The organism is Streptomyces sp. QH1-20 (assembly GCF_041283565.1).
Lineage (GTDB): Bacteria > Actinomycetota > Actinomycetes > Streptomycetales > Streptomycetaceae > Streptomyces > Streptomyces syringius.
On record NZ_CP166299.1, the window covers coordinates 6,409,847 to 6,433,512 of the forward strand.

21 protein-coding genes are annotated in these 23,666 nt (G+C 70.4%); 12 read left to right on the forward strand and 9 right to left on the reverse strand.

Translation table 11 applies throughout. The features are described 5' to 3' along the window. Positions 1–1,298: 1,298 nt before the first annotated feature. Both AB8O64_RS28830 and AB8O64_RS28835 read left to right on the forward strand, forming a co-directional pair. Complete coding sequence (locus tag AB8O64_RS28830) at positions 1,299–1,601, forward strand: helix-turn-helix transcriptional regulator (RefSeq protein ID WP_370422246.1); 303 nt, start codon at positions 1,299–1,301, stop codon at positions 1,599–1,601. A gap of 171 nt (positions 1,602–1,772) precedes the next feature. Beyond that, entirely contained in the window at positions 1,773–2,699 is a 927-nt protein-coding gene (locus AB8O64_RS28835; RefSeq protein ID WP_370422248.1) for a tyrosine-type recombinase/integrase, read from the forward strand. A 360-nt stretch (positions 2,700–3,059) separates the two neighbouring features. On the opposite strand, the gene AB8O64_RS28840 is transcribed toward AB8O64_RS28835, so the two are convergent. The 4 genes from AB8O64_RS28840 to AB8O64_RS28855 all read right to left on the reverse strand — a co-directional run bounded on the left by AB8O64_RS28840 (position 3,060) and on the right by AB8O64_RS28855 (position 6,675). Next, positions 3,060–3,206 carry a hypothetical protein gene (locus AB8O64_RS28840; protein WP_370422249.1) on the reverse strand — a complete coding sequence of 49 codons (147 nt, stop codon included), beginning with the start codon at positions 3,204–3,206 and terminating at the stop codon, positions 3,060–3,062. A 300-nt stretch (positions 3,207–3,506) separates the two neighbouring features. Continuing rightward, a complete protein-coding gene (locus tag AB8O64_RS28845; protein WP_370422251.1) occupies positions 3,507–4,664 on the reverse strand; it encodes a magnesium and cobalt transport protein CorA in 1,158 nt (385 codons plus the stop codon). A gap of 202 nt (positions 4,665–4,866) precedes the next feature. Beyond that, a complete protein-coding gene (gene lysA, locus AB8O64_RS28850) occupies positions 4,867–6,213 on the reverse strand; it encodes a diaminopimelate decarboxylase (RefSeq protein WP_370422253.1) in 1,347 nt (448 codons plus the stop codon). 72 nt (positions 6,214–6,285) lie between these two features. After that, positions 6,286–6,675: an SAV_915 family protein gene (locus tag AB8O64_RS28855; RefSeq protein WP_245381569.1), complete on the reverse strand. Its 390-nt coding sequence runs from the start codon at positions 6,673–6,675 to the stop codon at positions 6,286–6,288. 401 nt (positions 6,676–7,076) lie between these two features. On the opposite strand from AB8O64_RS28855, the gene AB8O64_RS28860 reads away from it, so the two are divergent. Both AB8O64_RS28860 and AB8O64_RS28865 read left to right on the forward strand, forming a co-directional pair. After that, on the forward strand, positions 7,077–8,819 hold the full coding sequence (locus AB8O64_RS28860; protein WP_370422255.1) for an AMP-binding protein: 1,743 nt from the start codon (positions 7,077–7,079) through the stop codon (positions 8,817–8,819). Next, on the forward strand, positions 8,816–10,459 hold the full coding sequence (locus AB8O64_RS28865; protein ID WP_370422256.1) for an AMP-binding protein: 1,644 nt from the start codon (positions 8,816–8,818) through the stop codon (positions 10,457–10,459). The genes AB8O64_RS28860 and AB8O64_RS28865 overlap by 4 nt, the downstream gene beginning before the upstream one ends. Before the next feature lie 196 nt (positions 10,460–10,655). On the opposite strand, the gene AB8O64_RS28870 is transcribed toward AB8O64_RS28865, so the two are convergent. From AB8O64_RS28870 to AB8O64_RS28885, 4 genes are all read right to left on the reverse strand, one after another. Further along, positions 10,656–11,369 carry a hypothetical protein gene (locus AB8O64_RS28870; RefSeq protein WP_370422258.1) on the reverse strand — a complete coding sequence of 238 codons (714 nt, stop codon included), beginning with the start codon at positions 11,367–11,369 and terminating at the stop codon, positions 10,656–10,658. 288 nt (positions 11,370–11,657) lie between these two features. Continuing rightward, complete coding sequence (gene gcl / locus AB8O64_RS28875) at positions 11,658–13,361, reverse strand: glyoxylate carboligase (protein ID WP_370423999.1); 1,704 nt, start codon at positions 13,359–13,361, stop codon at positions 11,658–11,660. 20 nt (positions 13,362–13,381) lie between these two features. Next, positions 13,382–14,284 carry a 2-hydroxy-3-oxopropionate reductase gene (locus tag AB8O64_RS28880; protein ID WP_370422260.1) on the reverse strand — a complete coding sequence of 301 codons (903 nt, stop codon included), beginning with the start codon at positions 14,282–14,284 and terminating at the stop codon, positions 13,382–13,384. A gap of 74 nt (positions 14,285–14,358) precedes the next feature. Continuing rightward, positions 14,359–15,183 (reverse strand): TIM barrel protein, encoded by an 825-nt coding sequence (locus AB8O64_RS28885; RefSeq protein ID WP_370422261.1) that lies wholly within the window; start codon positions 15,181–15,183, stop codon positions 14,359–14,361. A gap of 122 nt (positions 15,184–15,305) precedes the next feature. Between AB8O64_RS28885 and AB8O64_RS28890 the strand changes: the two genes are divergently transcribed. Together AB8O64_RS28890 and AB8O64_RS28895 are read left to right on the forward strand one after the other, a co-directional pair. Further along, positions 15,306–15,557 carry a hypothetical protein gene (locus tag AB8O64_RS28890; RefSeq protein WP_365207936.1) on the forward strand — a complete coding sequence of 84 codons (252 nt, stop codon included), beginning with the start codon at positions 15,306–15,308 and terminating at the stop codon, positions 15,555–15,557. After that, positions 15,554–15,949, forward strand: coding sequence for a helix-turn-helix domain-containing protein (locus AB8O64_RS28895; RefSeq protein ID WP_370422264.1), 396 nt, complete (start codon positions 15,554–15,556; stop codon positions 15,947–15,949). Before AB8O64_RS28890 ends, AB8O64_RS28895 begins: the two co-directional genes overlap by 4 nt. A 30-nt stretch (positions 15,950–15,979) precedes the next feature. Here the strand turns inward: AB8O64_RS28895 and AB8O64_RS28900 are convergent, their stop codons facing one another. Next, on the reverse strand, positions 15,980–16,840 hold the full coding sequence (locus AB8O64_RS28900) for a caspase family protein (RefSeq protein ID WP_365207941.1): 861 nt from the start codon (positions 16,838–16,840) through the stop codon (positions 15,980–15,982). Positions 16,841–17,111: 271 nt separating this feature from the next. On the opposite strand from AB8O64_RS28900, the gene uraD reads away from it, so the two are divergent. From uraD to AB8O64_RS28930, 6 genes are all read left to right on the forward strand, one after another. Beyond that, a complete protein-coding gene (uraD, locus tag AB8O64_RS28905; protein ID WP_370422266.1) occupies positions 17,112–17,645 on the forward strand; it encodes a 2-oxo-4-hydroxy-4-carboxy-5-ureidoimidazoline decarboxylase in 534 nt (177 codons plus the stop codon). Then, positions 17,642–17,998 carry a hydroxyisourate hydrolase gene (uraH, locus tag AB8O64_RS28910; protein WP_370422268.1) on the forward strand — a complete coding sequence of 119 codons (357 nt, stop codon included), beginning with the start codon at positions 17,642–17,644 and terminating at the stop codon, positions 17,996–17,998. The genes uraD and uraH overlap by 4 nt, the downstream gene beginning before the upstream one ends. Before the next feature lie 7 nt (positions 17,999–18,005). Further along, positions 18,006–18,908, forward strand: a complete 903-nt coding sequence (gene pucL / locus AB8O64_RS28915) for a factor-independent urate hydroxylase (RefSeq protein ID WP_370422270.1) — start codon at positions 18,006–18,008, stop codon at positions 18,906–18,908. Positions 18,909–18,939: 31 nt separating this feature from the next. Continuing rightward, entirely contained in the window at positions 18,940–20,337 is a 1,398-nt protein-coding gene (locus AB8O64_RS28920; RefSeq protein WP_370422272.1) for an 8-oxoguanine deaminase, read from the forward strand. Between the two features lie 276 nt (positions 20,338–20,613). After that, positions 20,614–22,032, forward strand: a complete 1,419-nt coding sequence (locus AB8O64_RS28925) for a nucleobase:cation symporter-2 family protein (protein WP_370422274.1) — start codon at positions 20,614–20,616, stop codon at positions 22,030–22,032. 110 nt (positions 22,033–22,142) lie between these two features. Continuing rightward, positions 22,143–23,654 (forward strand): YfcC family protein, encoded by a 1,512-nt coding sequence (locus tag AB8O64_RS28930; protein WP_370422276.1) that lies wholly within the window; start codon positions 22,143–22,145, stop codon positions 23,652–23,654. Positions 23,655–23,666: the final 12 nt, after the last annotated feature.

Here is a 23,666-nt window from a genome sequence, read left to right on the forward strand (position 1 = left end):
ATGAACGCCGTGAGTGCCTGCTTCGGTGCGTCCACCGGCTCACTCGGCCTTGACCCTGTAGGCCACGGCGGCCAGGGCCCGCGCCCGGGCGAAGCGATGACCCCGGTCGCAACAGCCGGGAGCTGGACAGCGGTAGCGGCAGCCGACCCTTGTTTTCACCAGCCGGCATCTCCTCGCAGAAGCGGAACCAGATCACTCACATCATGAGCCGGATCCCGCTCGGCATCCTGCCCAGCACCGGAATTCATCAGTACGAAGTGCACAACCGCGCGAACATCCGCCCCCTGACGGGCTTGACCAAGCACCTACCGGCGACGAGGCGATGCCTGATGGCTCTTGCCTGGGTGAAGCCGGCGAGCGTACGTCGACCCCTTACACGGCGCGTTACGCCGGGACCTTGCCAGCCTCTGGGACCACGCTCTGGGACTGAGGAGACCCCAATGAGACAAATGATCAAGGGGTTGCAGCAGTGACTGGCAAGCCCGACCCGTAATGGGTCGTCTCCTCCCGCACGGGGGAGAGACAATTGTATTCGGGTCGGTGTGAAGGCGGGTTCATTCTCGTCGACGACTCGAAGAACCCCCACCGCCTGCCTCACGTGTGCCCCCCTGGCGAGGCCATGGCCCGGCGTCGACCACGGCTGTCTTTTCTCCGGCATGGTGTGAGCGTATGGGTTTCGACGCATGCCCGCTCAGCACCCTGTGCGCGCAGGCCGGGGCAAGGCTGCGGTAATCCGCTCACGGCAGACAAGGAATGGCCGGCAGGGCTGGAGAGTTGCCTGGAACCATGTCAACGTACAACGTCCCGGAAACCACCAGGTCAGTGAAGGGAGGGCGGGGTTCCGGTGATCAGTCGAAAGGCCGGTTGGTCGGTGTTGTGACCCGTTGTGAGCGCGTCGGAGTCTCGCGGCGCAGGAGTATACATAGCAGATCATCGCCGGTTGGGGAAACCGGGAATCCTTCAGAGTATTGATGGTGTTCGCGCCCAGCTGTGCCCGGCGGTGGAGCCGTGCGAACGCAGTGGACAGCGCCGCGTGGATTTGCAAGGAGGTAAAGGGTGGCGGCTGCTCGCTGCTGATCTCTGACCCGCAGCACCTTCGCTGAAGAACAGCGACGTCGCTCCCACGATGCCGCTTCCCGGTGTGCCGGTTCCGCCCTGTCGCCCAGCCCGCTGCTCCCGCAAGGAACCCCGTTCATGTGCCGATCCGCGCTACGCCCTGCCCATTTTCTGCGCTGCCTGCCGCAGTGCACCGCTGTTTCGCTGGATGCCCGTTCAGCTCGAGCCCACGGGGTGCCGTCATGGCGGTAAGGGCAGCACGCCCCGAGCAGGGCCCTACTAGTGGTGTTAGCAAAGCGTTCCTCAATGTGAGGGACGCCGCTGAGTACCTCGGGCTCTCGCCCCACACCCTTTATGTCTGGAGGCATCGGCGCCAGGGGCCGGCGAGTTTCCGTATGGGCCCCCGAGGTTGCGTCATGTACCGGCTTACAGCCTTGGACGCCTGGATCAGGGAGCAGGAGCGCGCGGACTCCCGCTGCAACGGGGAGCTGAGCCCCTTGAACGTGGCTCCACAGGCTCGCTCGGATTACGCGGCAAGCGCCTGACACGCTTCCACGAATCCCCATGACTTACCGTTGAGGAAATTCTTGGCTGGGTACATTGAAGACCGCTGGATAAAAAAGAAGAAGGACCCCGCGACCGGGAAGCGGGAGCGAACGGCCTGCTATGGGAAGGGCTCCCGGTACCGAGTCGCTGGAATTCCCGGCGTACGGGACATGTCGTTCGCCACGCTCGAAGACGCCAAGGCGTGGCTGCGCCGAGCCGGCACCGACAGCGAACGCGGCGAGTTCGTCGACCCGCGCGACGGTTCCATCACCTTGGCTGACTATGTCACCCGCTTCTGGAAGGCCGGTGTACGGGGAGCGCCAGGCACGATCAAGCGCGTCGACGAGCGTGTACGCCTCCACATCCTTCCGCACATCGGCACAGTGGCCCTGAGGGACATCTCCGCGACGGTCCTGCGCAGTTACATCACCACGCTCGAAGCTGAGTGCGCCCCGCGCTATGCCCAGCAGATCCTTACTTCCCTGTCGAACATCTTCGAGACGGCGATCGACGACAAGCGCCTCGTCCGCAATCCCATGCGTGCCAAGTCGGTCCGCTGGCCCAAGGTTCCGGAGGACCAGCGGGAGGCGTGGCCACTGGCGACCGCACAGCGGGTGCGGGACGTCATCAATCAGAGGTACCGGGTCGCGGTTGTGGTCGCCCTTGGGTGTGGGCTGCGCCAAGGGGAGGTCTTTGGCCTCTCGCCGGAGGATGTCGACTTCGAGCGTGGGGTGATCCGCGTACGCCGTCAGGTCCAATTGCTCAACGGGCGCTTGTACTTCACCCTGCCCAAGGGCGGGAAGACGCGCATCGTGGACATGCCCCGGTCGGTCGCGGCCGAGCTTGCCGCCTACTTCCTGCTCTACCCGGCCGTTGAAGTCGAGCTGCCGTGGGGCGGCCCAGAGTTGGAGCGGGAGAAGCGGACTTTCACCCTCGTTCTGACGACAAAATACGGTAACGCGATCCGCGCGAACATCTTCAACGACGAAGTCTGGAAGCCAGCACTCGCGAAGGCCGGCGTGATCCCCATGCGGGAGAAGGGGAAGCGCTGGATGGCGTCCCGCAAGGACGGCTTCCACGTCCTGCGGCACACCTAGGCCTCGATCATCCTCGAAGCAGGCGAGTCCGTCGTCACGCTTGCCCGGTGGCTCGGACACTCCAGCCCGACCATCACCCTCGACCACTATGCCCACTTCATGCCGGAGGCCGGCGGTAAAGGACGCGCAGCCGTGGACGCGTTGCTCGGTGTCGTACCCGAGTGCGCACCAGAGAATTTCGCCGCTGCATAAGAGAACGGGTGGCACAGCACGCGCTGTGCCACCCGTTTTACTGTGTCCCCCCGAGGCGGGCCAGCCCGCGAAGCCTTGCGGCGAACGCGCCAGGAGCACGTCGCATCTGGTCGGCAAACGGGACCAGGTCGTGCATCTTTTTCCACTCGAACGCCGTGGACGCGCTCCTTACGACCGGTGGTCTTGGCGGGCGCACTCGCTCAGGTCGTCGACCACGAACAGGTGGTTTGACCACTCGCCGGGCCGGACGACGAAGAGGCGCGACGTACAGGCGAGAGCTCGCTTGTAGGCGGCGCGGTTGTCTCCGTGCGCCACCGCGTCGTCCTTCTGGGCGCCTTGTACCTACGGTGTACGTCGCGGTGCATGTGATCCCGTGGAGGATTCAGCAGTATTCGGGGCAGCTGCCCTCTGGGTTGGCCGACACTCTCAGTGACGGGCTGCGGCGGCAGGACGGTCGGAGTCGAGTCGTGCGAGAGGTGTGGAACAGCAGGTGAGGGGCGCGACGGCCCGCTCCCCAGTGCAGCGCATTCTCCCCAGATTCTCCCCGGGGCCGCGAAATAGCCCTCCGGGGATGTTCGCGACTGCGAAGTCGATCAATGAATCCGGACCAGCTGTCTACAGCCAGTCCCGCCGCTTGAAGATGAAGTACAGGCTCGTGCAGACCGCTGCCATCAGCAGAATCGCGAACGGGTAGCCGTACGTCCAGTTCAGCTCCGGCATCGCGTCGAAGTTCATGCCGTAGATCGTTCCCACCAGCGTGGGAGCAAACAAAATCGCCGCCCACGACGAGATCTTCTTGATCTCCTCGTTCTGCTCGAAGCCGGCCTCCGCCAGCGCCCGCATTTCGGCGTTCTGTTGCTGGGTGACGAGGGTGGCGTTCACCGCGAGGATGTCCGCCAGGGCCGAGCGGAAGCCGTCGACGCGCTCGCTGGTGTGTGTGACGTGGTCGGCGACGTCGCGGAGGTAGCGCTGGAGTTCGTCGTCGGTGCCGTACTTGGCGAAGCCGGCCATCAGGCCGTGGAGCATGCCGACCAGGGGGCGGGTCGCGCGCTGGAACTCCACCATTTCGCGGGCGAGTTCGTAGATGCGCCGGGAGACGGCGGGGTCGCCGCCGAAGACCTCGGTCTCGATCTCGTCGATGTCGTTCTGCACGCCGGCCACGACCGGGGCGTAGCCGTCGACGACCGCGTCGAGGATCGCGTAGAGCACCGCCTCCGGGCCCAGGGCCAGCAGCTCGGGCGTGGCCTCCATGCGGCGGCGGACCGCAGACAGGTCCGGGGCCGCGCCGTGCCGGACGGTGATCACGAAGTCGGGGCCGACGAAAATGTGCAGCTCGCCGAAGTCGACCTCCTCGGGGGCGTCGAGGTAGCGGGCGGCGCGCAGGACGACGAAGAGGGTGTCGCCGTAACGTTCCAGCTTGGGGCGCTGGTGGGCTTCGAGGGCGTCCTCCACCGCGAGCTGGTGCAGATCGAATTCCTCGGCCAGCGAGACCAGCTCGCTCTCCGTCGGCCGGTGCAGACCGATCCAGGCCATGGCGTCGGGCTGCTCGCGCAGCCGGCGGTAGGTGTCGGCCAGGGAGGTCGGGGTGCTGACGCGGTGGCCGTCGCGGTAGACGGCGGCGTGCACGACGCTGCCCTCGCCGGCCGTCGGGCCCGGGGCGTCCGGTGCCGGGCGGTCCGGTGGGGGAGTGCCGCCCGTGCGGGCGGTCGTCGGCCGCAGCCAGGAGTGCTTCTTCGGGCTGGGCCGCTGTCGGCGCGGAGGGTTCTCGGGCATGGGGGCTCCCTCTCGCTCAGCACTGGATCGCGAACAGGATATACGGATCAAATTAATCGTCCGGGGCAGGTGTGACCCATGAGCCGATCGGTCACCCGCCCAGGCAGGCGAACCGTATCTGTCCGCTACCCCCTCCAGCGTGCGCTTCGGGGACGCCGCCTGAGACACGCCTGAGACCCGCACCGGCCCGCGACAGGGGCACTCATTCCCCCACGTCGCGGCTGCGCAGATCCTCCAGCGTCTCGCGGCGTACGAGCAGGCGCGCCAGTCCGCCGGAGACAGCCGCCACGGGCGGCCGGCCGACGAGGTTGTACGCGGACGCCATCGACAGGTGGTACGCACCGGACGCCGGTACGGCCAGGATGTCGCCGGGGCGGACGTCGGCGGGCAGTGGCACCCCCTCGGCGAGGACGTCCCCCGCCTCGCAGTGCCGTCCCACCACGGTCATCGCCCGGGCCGGCGCGGGCGAGGCGCGGCCCACGAGCCGGACCGTGTAGCGCACGCCGTACAGCGCGGGGCGCGGGTTGTCGCTCATGCCGCCGTCCACCGCCACGAACGTCGTCTCACCCGTGGACTTCACGGCGAGCACCCGGTAGAGCGCCACACCCGCGGGCCCCGCGATCCAGCGGCCCGGCTCCACGGTCAGCCGGGGCACCGGGAGGTCGAAGCGGGCGCACTGCAGGGCCAGTTCCCCGCCGACCCGGTCGGCGTACGCGCGCGGGTCCAGCGCCGGGTCGCCGTCGCGGTAGGCGATGGCGAAGCCGCCGCCGAGGTCGAGCTCAGGGAAGGTCACCCCGTGCCGGTCCCGGATCCGGGCGAGCAGCGGGACGATCCGCCGCACCGCCGTGACGTACGGGCCGAGTTCGGCGATCTGCGAGCCCAGGTGGCAGTGCAGCCCCGTCAGTTCCAGTCGGGGTTGGCCGAGGATCCGCGCCACCGCGTCCTCGGCCTCGCCGCCCGCGACCGGCAGCCCGAACTTCTGGCCCTCCACCCCGGTCCGTACGGCCGAGTGCGCCCCGGCCGCCACGCCGGGGACGACCCGCACCAGCACCTTCTGCCGGGTGCCCGGCGGGATCAGGGCGGCGAGCCGCGCGATCTCGCCCGCGCTGTCGATGACGACGCGGCCCACGCCCAGGCGCAGCGCGGTCCGCAGGTCGTCGGGGCTCTTGGCGTTGCCGTGCAGCACGATGCGCTCGGCGGGGAATCCGGTGTGCGCGGCCAGCTCCAGCTCACCGGCGGAGCAGACGTCCAGGCACAGGCCCTCCTCCCGGATCCAGCGGATCATGGCGCGGGTGAGGAACGCCTTGCCCGCGTAGGCGACGTCGGCGTGCGGGAGCGCGGTGCGCCAGGCCCGGGCCCGGGCGCGCACCTCGTCCTCGTCGAGGACGTAGGAGGGGGTGCCGAAGCGGTCGGCGAGCTCGGCGAGGGCGACCCCGCCGACGGCGAGGTCGCCCGACGGCAGGGTCTGCGTCGACGCGGGCCACACGGGCGCGGGCGTCGGCTCCTCGGGGAGCGGCGGCAGGGATATCGGGGCGAGCGGAAGGGACACGGACGGCCTCCTTCGAGGCGAAGGGCGAGAACCGGGGGCCTGCGGGACCGGCGTCGTCGCCGGTGGCGGCCGTCAGCCGGGGAAGGTCGGGAGAAGGGCGCCGGCGTCCGGGGGCGTGGGCCGTACGGCGGGGGCCGTCAGCAGCGGGTCGACGGAGACCAGCTCGACGCCGAGGGGCGCGGCCAGGGCGTGTACGGCCGGCAGCGCGAGACGGATGGACGGGTGGCCCGCGCCCAGAATGTCGGACAGCCGTCGCCGGGTGGTGAAGGCGACGGCTGTGCGGGTGCCCAGGGGGGTGCGGAAGACGCGCAGGGCGTACCCGCTGGGGCAGAGCCGTACGGGCACGTACAGGGGCGCTGCCTGGCTGCTATGGACTGGTTCGGAAGGCTCTCCGTCGTCGGCCTGCGGGCTGTCGACGGCGGCGACGGCGGCGGCTTCGGCGGGGGTTCGGCTCAGGTGCATGACGATCCTCGTGAGGTGTCGGGAAGTGCGTCGCTCACGCTATGCCCGGCCCACGCCTCACCGAGTGTCTCCTTGACATGCTGTTGACCCCAAGGCGCCGTCCCTTGACGGATTATTGACGTCCGGTGGCCGACAACCATCCCCCCGCGTCCCGTACACCGTGTCTTCCCGATGGCCACGCCGCCTGTCGGCCTTTCAACTTCCTGTTCCACTGCCGCTGACACCTTCGAATCGCGTGTCGACCCCCGTGCGGGAGTCCGGCCGGGAGCGGCCTCGCTCCACCCGGGCCCCGCGCTCGACGAAACCGCGGAGGACCCCGCTTTTCGTAAAGCCCCGTCCCCGAAACGTGTCCGCACCCGTCCAGGGGTAGTGAGAGTCAGAACACGCAACCTGGAGGACTTGTGACGGCGACCAGACCCACCGACGCGACCGCGGAATTCCGCGCGGCCCGCGATTTCCTCCTCGCGCACCGCGAGGACTACCGGGCGGCCCATGACGGATTCCGCTGGCCCCGGCCGGCGGAGTTCAACTGGGCCTACGACTGGTTCGACAAGATCGCCGAGGGCAACGACCGGACCGCCCTGTGGATCGTCGAGGAGGGCGGCGGCGAGATGCGGCTGACCTTCGACGCCCTGCGGCGCCGCTCCCACCGGGTCGCGAACTGGCTGCGCGAGCAGGGCGTACGGGCCGGGGACCGGATCGTCGTCATGCTCGGCAACCAGGCGGAGCTGTGGGAGACCGCGCTCGCCGCGATGCGGCTGCGGGCCGTCGTCATCCCCGCCACCCCGCTGCTGGGCCCCGCGGACCTCGCCGACCGCATCGAGCGCGGCCGGGCCCGGCATGTGATCGTCCGGGCCGAGGACACCGGCAAGTTCGACGCCGTCCCCGGCGACTACACCCGGATCGCGGTCGGCGCCCGGCCCGGCACCGTCGATGCCCCGCCGCTCCCGGAAGCGCCGCGCACGGGCGAAGGCACCGGCTGGCTCGCCTACGAGGACGCCACCCGCGCCGCCGACAGCTGCCCACCGGACGGACCCACCCGGGCCGACGAACCCCTGCTGCTCTATTTCACCTCCGGCACCACCGCTCGCCCCAAGCTCGTCGAGCACACCCATGTCTCGTATCCGATCGGCCATTTGACGACCATGTACTGGATCGGGCTCCAGCCCGGCGATGTCCACCTCAATATCTCCTCGCCCGGCTGGGCCAAGCACGCCTGGTCCAATCTCTTCGCCCCCTGGAACGCCGAAGCCACGGTCTTCGTCTTCAACTACACCCGCTTCGACGCCGCCCGCCTCATGGCAGAAATGGACCGCTGCGGCGTCACGAGCTTCTGCGCCCCGCCCACCGTGTGGCGCATGCTCATCCAGGCCGACCTGGGCGCGCTGCGCACCCCGCCGCGCGAGGTCGTCGCCGCGGGGGAACCCCTCAACCCCGAGGTCATCGAGACCGTCCGACGCGCCTGGGGGGTCGACATCCGCGACGGGTTCGGCCAGACCGAGACCTCCGTGCAGATCGCCAATCCGCCCGGCCAGCTCCTGAAGGCCGGTTCCATGGGCCGGCCCAGCCCCGGCTTCACCGTCGTCCTCCTCGACCCCGTCACCGGCGAGAGGGCCGACGAGGGCGAGATCGCCCTCGATCTGACGGACCCCGACCGGCTGCCCGTCGGCCTGATGACGGGCTACGCGGGCGACCCGGAGCGCACCGCCGAGGCCATGGCGGGCGGCTACTACCGCACCGGGGACATCGGCGCGCGCGACGCCGACGGTTATGTGACTTATGTCGGCCGGCAGGACGATGTCTTCAAATCCAGTGACTACAAGGTGTCGCCCTTCGAGCTGGAGAGCGCGCTCCTCGAACACGAGGCCGTGGCCGAGGCGGCCGTCGTCCCCGCCCCCGACCCGCTGCGGCTGGCCGTGCCCAAGGCGTACGTCGTCCTCGCCGAAGGATGGGAGCCGGGCCCCGAGACGGCGAAGGCCCTCTTCGCCCACTCGCGGGCCACGCTCGCGCCCTACAAGCGCGTCCGCCGGCTGGAGTTCGCCGAGCTCCCCAAGACCGTGTCCGGCAAGATCCGCCGCATCGTCCTGCGCGAGCACACCGCGCAGGGCGGCGGCACCGAGTACCGAGAGGAAGACCACCGGTGAGCACACCCTCCTACGCGGCGGGCCCGACCGGGAGCCCGCTGCTCGACGACACCATCGGCGCCTCCCTGGCCCGTACGGTCGAGCGCTTCGGCGACCGCGAGGCGCTCGTCGACGTCCCCGGCGGCCGCCGCTGGACCTACACCGAGTTCGGGCGGGCCGTCGAGGAAGTGGCGCTCGGGCTGCTCGCCAAGGGCGTGGCGAAGGGCGACCGGGTCGGGATCTGGGCCGTCAACTGCCCCGAGTGGGTGCTGATCCAGTACGCCACCGCCCGCATCGGCGCGATCATGGTCAACATCAACCCGTCCTACCGCGTGCACGAACTGGCCTATGTGCTGCGGCAGGCGGAGGTCAGCGTCCTCGTCTCCTCCGTCGAGCACAAGACCAGCGACTACCGGCGCATGGTCGAGCAGGTGCGGGCCACCTGTCCGGCGCTGCGCGACGTCGTCTACATCGCCGACGCGACCTGGACCGGGCTGATCCGGCTGGGGCAGGGCGTCCCGCGCGAGCGCCTCACCGAGCGCGAGTCACGGCTCGGCTGCGACGACCCGGTCAACATCCAGTACACCTCCGGCACCACGGGCTTCGCGAAGGGCGCCACCCTCTCCCACCGCAACATCCTCAACAACGGCTACTTCGTGGGGGAGACGCTCGGCTACACCGAGAACGACCGGGTCGCACTGCCCGTGCCCTTCTACCACTGCTTCGGCATGGTGATGGGTAATCTCGCCGCCACCAGCCACGGGGCCTGCGTCGTCATCCCGGCCCCCACCTTCGACCCCGTCGCCACCCTGCACGCCGTCGAGCGCGAACGCTGTACGTCGCTCTACGGCGTCCCCACCATGTTCATCGCCGAGCTGAACCTCCCCGACTTCGCCACCTACGACCTCTCCTCGCTGCGCACCGGCATCATGGCCGGTTCACCGTGCCCCGCCGAGGTGATGAAGCGGGTCGTCTCCGAGATGCACATGGCCGAGGTCGCCATCTGCTACGGCATGACCGAGACCTCCCCGGTCTCCACCCAGACCCGGCGCGACGACGACCTCGGCCGCCGCACCGGGACGGTCGGCCGGGTGCTGCCGCACATCGAGGTGAAGGTCGTCGACCCCGACACCGGGGCCACCGCCGCCCGTGGTGAGCCGGGCGAGCTGTGCACCCGCGGGTACTCGGTGATGCTCGGCTACTGGAACGATCCCGAGCGCACCGCCGAGGTCGTCGACGAGGACCGCTGGATGCACACCGGCGACCTCGCGGTGATGGACGAGGACGGCTACGTACGGATCGTCGGCCGCATCAAGGACATGATCATCAGGGGCGGGGAGAACGTCTACCCGCGCGAGATCGAGGAGTTCCTCCACTCCCACCCCAAGATCGCCGATGTTCAGGTCATCGGGGTGCCCGACGAGAAGTACGGCGAGGAGATCATGGCCTGTGTCATCCTGCGCGACCCCGCCGACACCCTCGGCCGTGACGAGCTGGCCCGCTTCTGCCGGGGGCGGCTCGCCCACTTCAAGATCCCGCGCCATCTGCGGATCCTCGAATCGTTCCCCATGACGGTCAGCGGCAAGGTCCGCAAGGTGGAGCTGCGCGAGCAGGCCGCCGCGGAGCCGGTGCCGGGGGGCGCGGCACAGTCGCGGGCGTGAGGCAGCGGCCGGCCGGGGCGCACGAGTAAGCGGGGAGGGCCGTCTTCCGGCCCGCCCCGCAACCCCCGTGGACGGGCCCGCGATCCCCCGTGTGACTCTCGCGGGCCCAGAAGAAGTCTCCGCCCGATGTGACCAAGTCGCCATGTCTTGGAGCGAGTTCAGAGGAAGACTTGAGCTTCGGGCGGCGGCGCGTGGGTTACCGGGCTCCGCCCGAGCCGCGCCGGACCAGCTCGTCCGCGGCATCGTTGAGCGCCTGCGGGGCGCCCGTGAGGTCCACGACGAACAGCGGAAGCCGCAGGTCGTCGGCGCGGGAACGGGCGCCCTGGGCATAGCCCGCGAGGGAGAAGCAGACACCGGTCGCGGAGTCGAGCAGGCCGTGCAGCCACAGACACTCGATGTCGCGCAGCGTCGTGGGCAGCGTGGTCGGATCGACCCGCGCGACGGCACCGGTGGCCCGCAGGTCGACGCCGGTGGCGCTGGGAGCCGCGCCGCACCCGGTGCGGCGCACGTCCGTGAAGCCGAGCCAGCGCAGATACCGCTCGGCCGCCGCGACCGCGTCGCGCTCGGTGCGGATCGCCAGCGGGCGGAAGGCGGGCCGGCTCGGCGCCACGGGTTCGGGGGTGTCGTCGGCCGTCGCGACCGGTTCGCGCACGGGCTGTACGGGCAGCCGCACGACCGTGCCGCAGGAGCAGCCGAACTCGGGCCGGGGCCATTGGTCCTGGCGGTCACAGGCCGGGCAGCGCACCGCGACCCAGGAGTCGCGCCAAGTGCGCTGCGCCAATAACTCAGGTGTGGCGCCCGGTAGTACGGGCAGGGTCAGCGGCGCTCCGCACGCGCAGGGGAAGGTCGGCGGGGTGAAGGAGTGCTCCCGGCGGCACGTCGGGCAGTGCACCGGCACGCTCTTGGCCATCTTCGGCTCCAGCAACGGGGTCCGTAGGGGTGGGGTACGGGCCCATCGTCCCCGATGAGGGCGCGGCCGGGGAGCGATTCGCGAAGGGTACGTCCGCCGGGCGCCCTCCGGAGGCTTCCGTGCGCCGGGGCGTGCGCGGCCCGCGGCCCTCGCGGAGGGGCGCAGGCGGCGCATTCACGGCAGGGTGAGGGTAAGCGGAGGGGTAACCGGACGGCGGCGGCGCCTCGGCGCGACAGGACAGTTGTCGGCGCCACCGCCGCCCGGGGCATGAGGGATGCGAGCGCGGCGTCATCCCTGGGGGGCGGGTTCGAACTCCTTGACGGCGTCGATGTCCGGGCCGTGCGGGGTGTTCGCCTCCCGCTCGATCATGATCTCGACCAGCACCGGCCGCGAGGTCGACACTGCCTCCTTGCGGGCCCATTCGATGGCCGGACGGATGTCCGCCGGTTCCACCACCCGGCGGCCCGAACAGCCGTAGGCCTCCATGAGCTTGACGTTGTCCGTACCGGTCTCGTCGTAGTGGATGTCGACCTGGTAGTTCATGGCGTAGCCGATCGAGGCCTGCCGGATGAGGCCCAGGTACTCGTTGTTGAGCATGATCAGCACACAGGGCACGTCGTACTGTGCCGCGACCGCCAGCTCCTCGACCATGTACTGGAAGCCGTAGTCGCCGACGATGCCGACGACTTCGGTGTCGCCCCGGCCCATGCCCTCCAGTGCCTTCTTCACCCCGATCGCGGCCGGGATCTCCCAGCCGAGCGGACCGGCCTGGCCGCACACCTGGTAGTGACGAGGCAGGTGGGCCTTCTGGTGCTGGCCGCCCCAGATCTGGTAGAGGCCGATGGCGGTGACGAAGTACGTGTCCTCACCGAAGACCGCGTTGATCTCCCGATAGACCCGCGGTGCCTTGACCGGGACCGTGTCGAAGTCCTCGCGGCGGACCAGGGTCCGCTTGAGCTCCCGGCAGCGCTCGACCCACGCGCCGACGTCGGCGCGCACCCCACGGGCCCTGGCGGCCTCCAGCAGGGCCGCGAGGAAGAGCCGCGCGTCCGAGACGATGCCGAGGTCCGGCTCGATGACCCTGCCGAGCTGGGTGGGCTCGATGTCGACGTGCACGAACGTCCGGTCGCCCTTGTACGTCGCGAGGTTCGCCCCCGTGTGGCGGTCGCCGAAGCGGGCGCCGACGGCGAGCACGAAGTCCGACTCCAGGAAGGAGGCGTTGGCGTAGCGCTGCGAGGTCTGGATGCCGGTGGTGCCCAGGTTCAGCTCGTGGTCGTCCTCGATGACGCCCTTGCCCATGAGGGTGACCTGAAAGGGCACCCGCAGATGCTCGACCAGCGCCCGCAGCTCGGCCGACGCGTCGGCGAGGATCACCCCGCCGCCGGCGAGGACCAGCGGCCGCTCGGCGGCGAGCAGCAGATCGAGGGCGGCTTCGACGCGGGGCGCGTGCGGCACGACGGCGGGCACCGGCAGCCGGGTGTCGAGGGCGGGGTCGTAGCGGATCTCGCGGCGGGCGATGTCGACGGGGATGTCGATCAGGACCGGCCCGGGGCGGCCCTCGCGGGCGATCCGGAACGCCTCCCGGAAGGCCCACGGGATCTGCGCGGCCTCCTTGATCTGCACGGCCCACTTGGTGACGGGCCGTGCGATCTCCACGATGTCGACCGCCTGGAACGCCTCCTGGTGCAGCTTGGTGGAGACCGCCTGGCCGGTGACGCAGAGCATCGGGACCGAGTCGGCGAGCGCGGTGTACAGGCCGGTGACGAGGTTGGTGCCGCCGGGGCCCGAGGTGGCGAGAGCCACGCCGACGCGGCCGTTGGTGCGGGCCCAGCCGTCGGCCATGTGGGTCGCGCCCTCCTCGTGCCGGACGGTGAGGTGCTCGATCCCGCCGACCACCTCCATCGCCTTGTACAGCGGCAGGATCGCGGCGCCGGGGCAGCCGAAGGCGATGTCGACGCCCTCGTCCTTCATGATGTGCACTGCCGCCTCCATGGCGGGCATCCGCACGGCGCTCACGACGCGGTCCCCGACAGCCGCTCCACCCCGCGCAGCAGCGCCGAGTGGTCCAGCCCGCCGTCCCCCTGCGCGCGGGCCGCGCCGACCAGAGTGGCGACCACCGCGCCGACCGGCAGGGCGGCGCCGACGGCGCGGGCCGCGTCGGTGACGATGCCCATGTCCTTGTGGTGCAGATCGACCCGGAAGCCCGGCGCGAAGTCGCGGCCCAGGAAGTTGTGCTTCTTGCGGGTCAGTACGGTCGACCCGGCGAGGCCGCCGTTCAGCACGTCCAGCGCGGCGGCGAGGTCGACCCCGGACTTCTCCAGGAAGACCACGGCCTCGGCGCAGGCCTGGATGTTGACCGCGACGATCAGCTGGTTGGCGGCCTTGACGGTCTGTCCGGCGCCGTGCGGGCCGCAGTGCACGACGGTGGTGCCGAGGGCGTCGAGGACGGGCCGGGCGGCGTCGAAGTCGGCCCGGTCACCACCGACCATGATCGACAGAACGCCCTCGACGGCCCCGGCCTCGCCGCCGGAGACCGGGGCGTCCAGGACCCGCAGCCCCCGGCCGGTCGCGGCGGCGGCCTCGGCCAGCTCGACGGAGGTCCGCGGGGTGATGGACGACATGTCGATCAGCAGCGCCCCGTCCCGGGCGTGGGCGAGGATGCCGTCCTCCCCGTAGGCCACGGCCTCGACCTGGGGGGAGGCGGGCACCATGGTGATGACGACGTCGGCGTCCCGGACGGCCTCGGCGACGGAGGCGGCGGCGGTGCCGCCCGCCCCCGCGAGCCGGTCGAGCTTGTCCGGTTCGAGGGTGAAGCCGGTGACGCGGTAGCCGGCCTTGATCAGGTTCTCGGACATGGGCGAGCCCATGATGCCGAGGCCTATCCAGGCGACGGAGGGAAGCGGGGTGTTGCTCATGGCGTCCTCTCGGTGAGGTGCGGTGAGACGGGGGAAACGGGGCCGTGCCTGTTCATGAGCGCGCCGCGGTGGGCTCAGCCCGTGCGGGGCAGCCAGCCGAACGCGTCCGCGCTCGGCCCGTCCGGCTTGTACTCCAGGCCGATCCACCCCTCGTAGCCGGCCTTTCGCAGGCGGTCGAGCAGCTCGGTGAAGTCGAGCCCGCCGGTGCCGGGCGCGCCGCGGCCCGGGTCGTCCGCGATCTGCACGTGGCCGGTCCGGCCGGCGTAGCGGTCGATGACCTCGCGCAGGTCCTCGCCGCTCCTCGACAAGTGGTACAGGTCCATCAGGAAACGGGCGTTGTCGAGCCCGGTCGCCGCGTTGACCCGGTCCACGACCTCGACCGCCGACGCGGCACCGACCAGCGGGTACCGCGGGGACTCGGCCGCGTTCAGCGCCTCGATCAGCAGCGTCGCCCCCACCCGGTCGCAGGCATGGGCCGCGAGCGTCAGATTCTCCAGCGCCAGGGCGTCCTGCTCCCACGGGTCCGCGCCGTCGACGCGGTTGCCGTACAGGGCGTTGAGCGCCGTGCATCCCACCGACCGGGCGAAGTCGGCCGCGACGTCGATGTTGGCGCGGAAGCGGTCGGACTCCGCGCCGGGTACGGACAGCGCGCCCCGGTCCGGCCCCGGCAGCTCACCGGCGTAGAAGTTCAGCCCCACCAGCTGGGTGCCGGCCCCGGTCAACGCGGCGCGCAGGGCGTCGAGTTCTGCCGCGTCGGGGGTGGGTGTCGCGGGCCAGGGCCACCACAGCTCGACCGCCGTGAAGCCGGCCGCGGCGGCGGCCGCCGGGCGCTCCAGGAGCGGGAGTTCGGTGAAGAGGATCGAGAGGTTCACATCGAAGCGCTGATCGAGAAGGCTCATCGGCCGAAAAATCCTTCCGTATCGCGGAAGTCGACTTCTGTTTTACGGAAGGGTGCCCGCGCCACGGGAAGGCTGTCAAGAGGGGCCCACCGAAGGCGGGAGCGCGCAGTAGGTTGGGCCGCGTGCGATTGAGAGTGGAATTCACGACCGAACCGTTCGATCTCGACGAGGCCCCGCCGCACGCGGTGGTGGCCCGTGAGGTGGTCCAGGGCGCCGCGCTGGACGCCGTCGACGTCGGCCCGTTCGGCAACACCGCCGAGGGCGGGGCCGAGGCCGTGCTGACGGCGGTGGACGAGCTGGTGCGCGCGTCGCTCCGGGCCGGCGCCACCCGGGTGTCGCTGCAGATCAACGTGGTTCCGGAGGACGGCTCGTGACGGAGTCGGCGGCGGGCCCCTTCCGCGACGCGGTCAGACCGCTCGTCGAGGCCATGGGCGGGGAGTTGATCGACCCGGACCGCGCCGAGGGCGACGACGTCGTGCTGTCCTGGGAGGGCCGCCCGGTCGTGGCCGTGCGCCTGCCCCATCTGTCCGACTCGCTGGACCACATCCTCGCCGAGCTGGAACGCCGCCACGGCATGCCGCTCGCGGAGCTGGACCGCAAGACGAAGCAGTCGGTCGTACGGGTCCTCGAGCAGCGCGGCGCGTTCTCGGTGCGGCACGGGGTGGAGACGGTGGCTGTCGCGCTCGGCGTCAGCCGCTTCACCGTCTACAACTACCTGAACAGGGAGAACGCCGCCCGGGGTGGCTCGGGAGGGGACGCGGGCTGACGGCGCGCGAGGACCTTGGCGCGGAGCCGCTCAGATCGCGAACGGCCGCTGCTCGACGAACTCCGGGTCGGGCCGGCCGGCCAGGAAGAGATTGGGGCTCTGGAGGTACTCGCCGCGCAGCTCCTCCTTGATCCGGCGGTGCAGCGCCTGGTAGTCGCCGGAGAAGCCCGTCCCGCCGGCCCAGACGCTCAGCAGCGCACCGGTGAACGCGCCGTTGACGGGGCCGTCCATGGAGGTCTGGTCGTCCTGGCAGCCGGAGATCAGCAGGATGCTGGCCCCGATCTCCCGGGCATCCTTGGCCGGCAGCTCATGCTGGATCCGGTCGTAGAGCGTCCTGTCGCGCTTGTACAGCTTGTTGTTCAGATACAGCGGAAGGGCTTTGATCTTCTTCTCCGCCTCCTTCGGCTCCCGGGTGCCGAAGGCGCTCTCCAGTTCCTCGGGGGCGAGCATCCCGGTGACCTGCTCGGCGACGCTTCCGCTGTGGCAGCTGTCCGACAGCACGACGATGCGCACGCCGTCCTCGAAGGCCCCGTAGAGCTCGTACAGTTCGTCGTCGACGAGCTGCCGGTCGAAGAGGACCCAGGTCTCGTCCTGCCGGTCCTTCTCGTTGCCGTTGAGGTCGGGGACCTGGCCGCCGTGTCCGGAGTAGGTGAGGAAGAGGATGTCACCGCTCTTGAGCTCTCCGGCGGCCTTCTTCAGCGCCGCGGTGACGTTCTGCGCGGTCGCGTCCGGCGTCAGCAGCATCGTCCGGCCCCGGTAGTCGAGGCTCTTGGCGAGCTCGGCCATGTCCCGGGCGTCGTTCTCGCAGGCGTTGAGCTCGCCGTCCCAGCCGTCGTACTTCTCGGGGTCGACTTTGTTCAGACCGATGTGGATCGACAGGCCAGTGGGCATGGTCTTCCCTCCGTACGGACGGTGCTCGCCCGCGGCGTCTCCGTGGTTCGCGGTATGGGTGCCGTGGCCGTCGCGGGCGTAATCCTCTCTCGGACAAGACGCCTCGATCGGACCATCAAGCCACTCCGGCATCCGGTATCCGGACGTCGGTTCCCGCGTTCGCACGCCACCCCACGGGAATTTCAACAAAGTGTTGACGCCGTGTTGCCGAGGGCGTTAGCTATGCGCAGCCCGTCCGAGCACAGCACACGCAAGCGCCGCGGAGGCTGCCGTGACTTCGACTACGCGTCCGACGCCGGGGCTCACCCGGTTCAACGCCGCCGAGGACCACGCCGCCCGGGCCGCACTGCGCGCGGTCTGCGCCAGCGCGGCCTGGGCCGACGAGATCCTCGCCCGGCGCCCCTACCCCGACACCGCCTCCCTGCTCGCCGCGGGCGACGCCGCGACGGCCGGGCTCCGGGCGGCGGACCTGGCCGAGGCGATGGCCGGGCATCCGCCGATCGGGCGCCCGCAGCCGGGGGATCCGGCGTCCGCCCGCGAACAGCGGGGGATGACGGACGCCCCCGACGCGCTCCGGGCCGAGATGCTCGAACTGAACCTGGCCTACCAAGAGAAGTTCGGACACGTCTTCCTGATCTGCGCCACCGGCCTCACCGGCGAACAGATGCGCGACGCCGTTCGTCACCGGATCGACAACGCGCCGGAACACGAACGCGAGATCGTGCGGAGGGAACTGGGCAAGATCAACCGCATTCGGCTGGCCCGGCTCGCGGCAGCACCCGACGGCGAAGGAGACCCACCATGAGCGGCGAGGAGACCACCTCGGTGTCCACCCACATCCTCGACACCAGCACCGGCAGTCCCGCCGGAAGCGTCGCCGTCGAGCTGTCCGCACGCGGTACCGACGATCACTACCGCGTGGTCGGCCATTCCAAGACGGACACGGACGGGCGCTGCAAGGACCTCCCGGCACTGCCGGAGGGCACGACCCACGCACGGCTCACCTTCTTGGTCGAGCCGTATCTCGCACGCAGCCAAGCCGCGGGCGCAGCCTTCTTCCCCGAGGTGACGGTCACCTTCGCCGTCACACCGGGCGAGCACTATCACCTACCGCTGCTGCTCAACCCGTTCGGCTACTCCGTATACCGAGGGAGCTAGCAAGCCCATGACCGTCCTTGGCCAGAACCAGTACGGCAAAGCCGAGAACCGCGTCCTCAAGGTCACCCGCGACGGGGCCACCCACCACGTCAAGGACCTCAACGTCTCGGTGGCGCTCTCCGGCGACATGGACGAGGTCCATCTCTCCGGCTCCAACACCAACGTCCTGACGACCGACACCACCAAGAACACCGTGTTCGCCTTCGCCCAGGAACACGGCGTCGAGACGGCCGAGCAGTTCGGCATCCATCTGGCCCGCCACTTCGTCACCAGCCAGGAAGCGGTGACCGGCGCGCGCATCCGGATCGAGGAGTACACCTGGGAACGCATCGCCACCCCCGGTCCGGGCGAGCACTCTTTCGTCCGCCGGAACCAGGAGACGCGCACCGCGCAGATCAGCTTCGACGGCTCGGCCTGGCAGATCGTCTCGGGGCTGGGGGACCTCGTGGTGATGAACACCACCGACTCCGAGTTCCGCGGTTACGTCAAGGACCGCTACACCACGCTCCAGGAGACCGACGACCGGATCCTCGCCACCGAGGTGCACGCCCGCTGGCGGCACGCGTGGAGTGACGACGCGCGGCCGATGCCGGACTGGGACCGCTCCTACGCACAGGCACGCGGCCATCTGCTGAGCGCCTTCGCCGAGACCTACTCCCGCTCCCTCCAGCAGACGCTCCACGCGATGGGCTCACGGGTCGTCGAGCGGGATCCGGAGATCGAGGAGATCCGGCTCTCGCTCCCCAACAAGCACCACTTCCTCGTGGACCTCTCGCCGTTCGGCATCAAGAACGACACCGCCGACGGAGCCGTGTACTTCGCGGCCGACCGGCCCTACGGCCTCATCGAGGCGACCGTCCTGCGTGACGGTGCCGAGCAGCGCATCCCGGTCGATCTGACGAACCTCTGAGCGCACCCCCCCCGACAGAACGAGGACCACCATGGCAGCATCCCCGGCCCCCGACGGCGCCAGGAGCCGCGTCGTCATCGAGAACTGCGCCATCGCCACCGTCGACGCGCACGACACGGAATACGCCTCGGGCCATGTCGTCGTCGCCGGCAACAGAATCGAATCGGTGGGCCCGGGGGCCGCCCCCGAGGGCCTGAGGGACGTCGTCCGACGCGTCGACGGCACCGGCCATCTGCTCACCCCCGGTCTCGTCAACACCCACCACCACTTCTACCAATGGCTCACCCGCGGCCTCGCCCAGGACGCCAACCTCTTCGACTGGCTCGTCGCCCTCTACCCCACCTGGTCGCGCATCGACGAGGAGATTGTCTACGCGGCGGCCCGGGGCTCCCTCGCCATGATGATCCGCGGTGGTGTCACCACCGCCATGGACCACCACTACGTCTTCCCCCGCGGTGCGGGCGATCTCCTCGGCGCCGAGATCCGCGCCGCCCGGGAGACGGGCGTACGGTTCAGCCCCACCCGCGGCTCGATGGACCGCGGGCAGTCGGCCGGCGGGCTGCCGCCGGACTTCGCGGTGGAGACCACCGAGGCGGCGCTGCTCGCCACCGAGGAGGCCATCGACACCCACCACGACGCGAGCTTCGACTCGATGCTGCGCGTCGGGGTCGCGCCCTGCTCGCCGTTCTCCGTCTCCACCGATCTTCTGCGGGAGGCCGCCGCGCTGGCCCGGCGCAAGGGCGTGCGGCTGCACACGCACGGCTCGGAGACGGTCGAGGAGGAGCAGTTCTGCAAGGAACTGTTCGGCATGGGGCCGACCGACTACTTCGAGTCCACCGGCTGGCTCGGCGAGGACGTCTGGATGGCCCACTGCGTCCATATGAACGACGCCGACATAGCAGCCTTCGCCCGCACCGGCACGGGCGTGGCCCACTGCCCCTCCTCCAACGCCCGGCTCGCGGCCGGCACCGCCCGGATCCCCGACATGCGGAAGGCGGGCGTTCCTGTCGGTCTCGGCGTCGACGGCACCGCCTCGAACGAGTCCGGCGAACTGCACACCGAGCTGCGCAACGCCCTCCTCATCCACCGACTGGCGGGCGGCGAAGGCGCGTTGAACGTCCGGCAGGCCCTGCGGCTGGGCACCCACGGCGGCGCGCGGGTGCTGGGGCGGGCGGCGGAAATAGGTTCGCTGGAGGCCGGCAAGCTCGCCGATCTCGTGCTGTGGAAGCTCGACGGCCTCGGCCACTCCACCATCGCCGACCCGGTCGCCGCCCTCGTCCTCGGCGCCGCCGCCCCGGTCACCCTCTCCCTCATCAACGGCAAGCCGGTCGTCGAGGACGGCCGGCTCGTCACCGCCGACGAGGACACCATCGCGCGGGAGGCCCGACGGGAGGCCCGGCGTCTCGCCCACATCGCCGCCGAGGCCTGAGAGGCGCCCCCGCGCTCCAAGGCTCGACCGAGGGGGACGGCCCTCGGCCGGGGCCCGTGGGTCCCACCGGGACCCACGGGCAGTTCGGCTGGGCGGTGTCCTCAATCGCCGGACGGGCTTGGTTTCGGCTGAGCTCAGCCCAATCCAGCCCGTCCGGCGATTGAGGACGCGCCCGCAGGGCGCCCGCCGCCGCAGGCGGCAGAGCCGGCCCGCAGTCGAAGATCCGCCGCCGTCGGCAGGACAAACCGCGACACGAAACCCCGACAGGAGGCCCCCGTGGGCGCAGCGCCCAGGTTCACCGAGCCAAGCCCCGAACCGGCAGCCGACACCGACGACGTCCATCCCGTGGACCGCCTGCCCCGCCCGGGCCGGCTGATCACGACCGGCTTTCAGCACGTCGCCGCCAGCTACGCGGGCGTGGTCGCGCCCCCTCTCGTGCTCGGCGCCTACCTCGGGCTCTCGCCGCTGGAGATCACCTTCCTGGTGGGCGCCTCCCTCTTCACGGCGGGCATCGCGACCCTTCTCCAGACCATCGGGTTCTGGAAGGTCGGGGCCAGGATGCCGTTCGTCAACGGCGTCTCCTTCGCGGGCGTCGCCCCGATGCTCGCCATAGCCGACACCCAGAGCGACAAGAAGGACGCCCTCCCGATCATCTTCGGGGCCGTCATCGTGGCCGGCGCGCTCGGCTTCCTCCTCGCCCCCTACTTCTGCAAACTCGTCCGCTTCTTCCCGCCCATCGTCAGCGGGACCGTCATCACCCTGATAGGCGTCACCCTGCTGCCGGTCTCCTTCGGCTGGATCCAGGGCGGCCATCCGGAGAAACCCACCTCCCTGACCAACCTCGGCCTGGCCGGGGCCACTTTGCTGATCGTGCTGGTCCTGCGGCGGCTGCTGCGGGGCTTCCTGCAACAGATCGCGATCCTGCTCGGTCTGATCGCCGGCACTCTCCTCGCGATCCCGGCGGGGGTGGTCGACTTCACCGCCACCCGGCACGCCGCCGTCGTCGGCTTCCCGACGCCGTTCCACTTCGGGAGCCCCCAGTTCGAGGCCGCCGCCATCGTCTCCATGTGCATCCTGATGCTGGTCTGCATGACCGAGAGCACCGCCGACATGCTCGCGCTCGGCGAGATCGTCGGCCGTGAGGCGGACGAGAAGGTCATCGCCGGCGGGCTGCGCGCGGACACGCTCGGCACCGCGCTCAGCCCCCTCTTCAACGGCTTCGCCAACAGCGCCTTCGCCCAGAACATCGGCCTGGTCGCCCTCACCAAGGTGCGCAGCCGCTACACCGTGGCCGCCTGCGGACTGATGTTCGTCCTGCTGGGGCTGAGCCCCGTCTTCGCGTCGCTCATCGCCGTCGTACCGCAGCCGGTCCTCGGTGGCGCGGGCATCGTGCTCTTCGGCACGGTCGCGGCCAGCGGCGTCAATGTCCTGCGCACAGCGGGCCTGGAACAGGGCGACAATCTGCTGATCGCCGCCACCTCGCTGGGCATGGGACTGATCCCGGTGGTCTCCAAGACCTTCTACGACAACACGGCCATCCCCGAGACCCTGAAGATCATCCTGGATTCGGGGGTCAGCGCCGGCTGCCTCACGGCGGTCGTCCTCAACCTCGCCTTCAACCACCTCGGCCACCGGCGCGCGGGCACCGCCCCGGAGGCGGTGGTGCCGGAGCAGCCGGTGCCGGTCGTGCGCTGATCCTCCGCCGGGTACGGGCCGGTCCGTGCGTGGCGGCTAGGGAGAGCCGCCGTATTACGCCACAATCGGGGCGAAGTGACCACCCGTCAGTGCGGAGAGGGGTTTCCGGCGTGGACCGCGATGCCGAGGGGGAGCCGGAGGGAAGACGCGGCTTCGTCTTCCCCAGCGCCCTGACCGTCCTCGCGGTCGTGACGGTCGCCGTCTGGATCCTCGCCTTCGTCGTCCCCTCCGGTGTGTACAAGCGCAATGCCGACGGCAATCCGATCCAGGGCACCTACCACCGGGAGTCGGCACCCGGCGACTTCACCCACCGGCTCGGGGAGCTGTTCCTGTCCCCGGTCAACGGCCTCTACGGCGTGCGCGACGCCGCCACCGGCCAGGTCGCCCCGGACGCGTCCGGCGCCTTGTACGGCAGCGCCGGTGTCTTCCTCTTCGTCCTGGCCATCGGCGCGTTCATCACCGTCGTCTTCGCCACCGGCGCCCTGGACCGGGGCATCGAGCGGCTCGCCCACCGGCTGCGCGCCCGCGGTGCCCTGCTCATCGCGGCCGTCATGACCGTCTTCTCGCTGCTGGGCACGGTCGAGGGTTTCGCCGAGGAGACCCTCGGTTTCTACGGGCTGATCGTGCCGCTGATGCTGGCCCTCGGCTACGACCGCATGGTCGCCACCGGCACGATCATCCTCGGTGCGGGCGTCGGCGTGCTCGCCTCCACCGTCAACCCGTTCGCCACCGGCGTGGCATCCTCGGCCGCCGATGTCTCGCTGGGTGACGGCATCGTGCTGCGCTTCGCGATGTGGGTGGTCCTCACCGCGGTGACCATCGGCTACGTCGTGCGGTACGCGCACCGGGTGCGCGCCGACCCGGGCCGCTCACTGGTCGGTTTCCGCCCCGGCGACCGCGAACTGGCGGCCGAGGCCATGGAGCCCCCGGAGCTCACGGGTCTGCACAAGGCGGTGCTCGCCGCGGTCGCGCTGGTCTTCGCCTTCATGATCTTCTCGGTGATCCCCTGGGCGAGCGCCCTCACGGGCGACGCGGACGCGACGCCGTACCCGTGGGAACTGGGCTGGTCCTTCGCGCAGTTGGCGGCGCTCTTCATCGCGGCGGCGGTGCTGATCGGGCTCGTCGCCCGGCTCGGCGAGCAGCGGCTCAGTGCGACGATCGTGCAGGGCGCGGCGGACTTCATCGCGCCCGCGCTCGTGATCGTGCTCGCGCGCGGCATCACGGTGATCATGAATAATTCGAAGATCATCGACACTGTCCTGCACTCCATCGAGGGTGCGGTCTCCGGCACCCCGGCGGCGCTGTTCGGGGTCATGGTCTACGTCGTGAATCTGCCGCTGGCCTTCCTGATCCCCTCGACCTCCGGCCACGCCACCCTCGCGATGCCCATCCTCGCGCCGCTCGCGGACTTCGCCGACGTCTCCCGGGCGGTGGTCGTCACGGCCTGGCAGGCGGCGAGCGGCTGGATGAACCTGTGGGTGCCGACGACCGCCGTGGTCATGGGCGGGGTGGCACTGGCGAAGGTCGGTTACGACAAGTACTTGCGGTTCGTATGGCCGCTGTTGGTGATCCTGGCCGTCCTCATCTGCGGCTTCGTGGCGCTGGGCGCGGCCGTGACGTGACGGCCGCGCCCA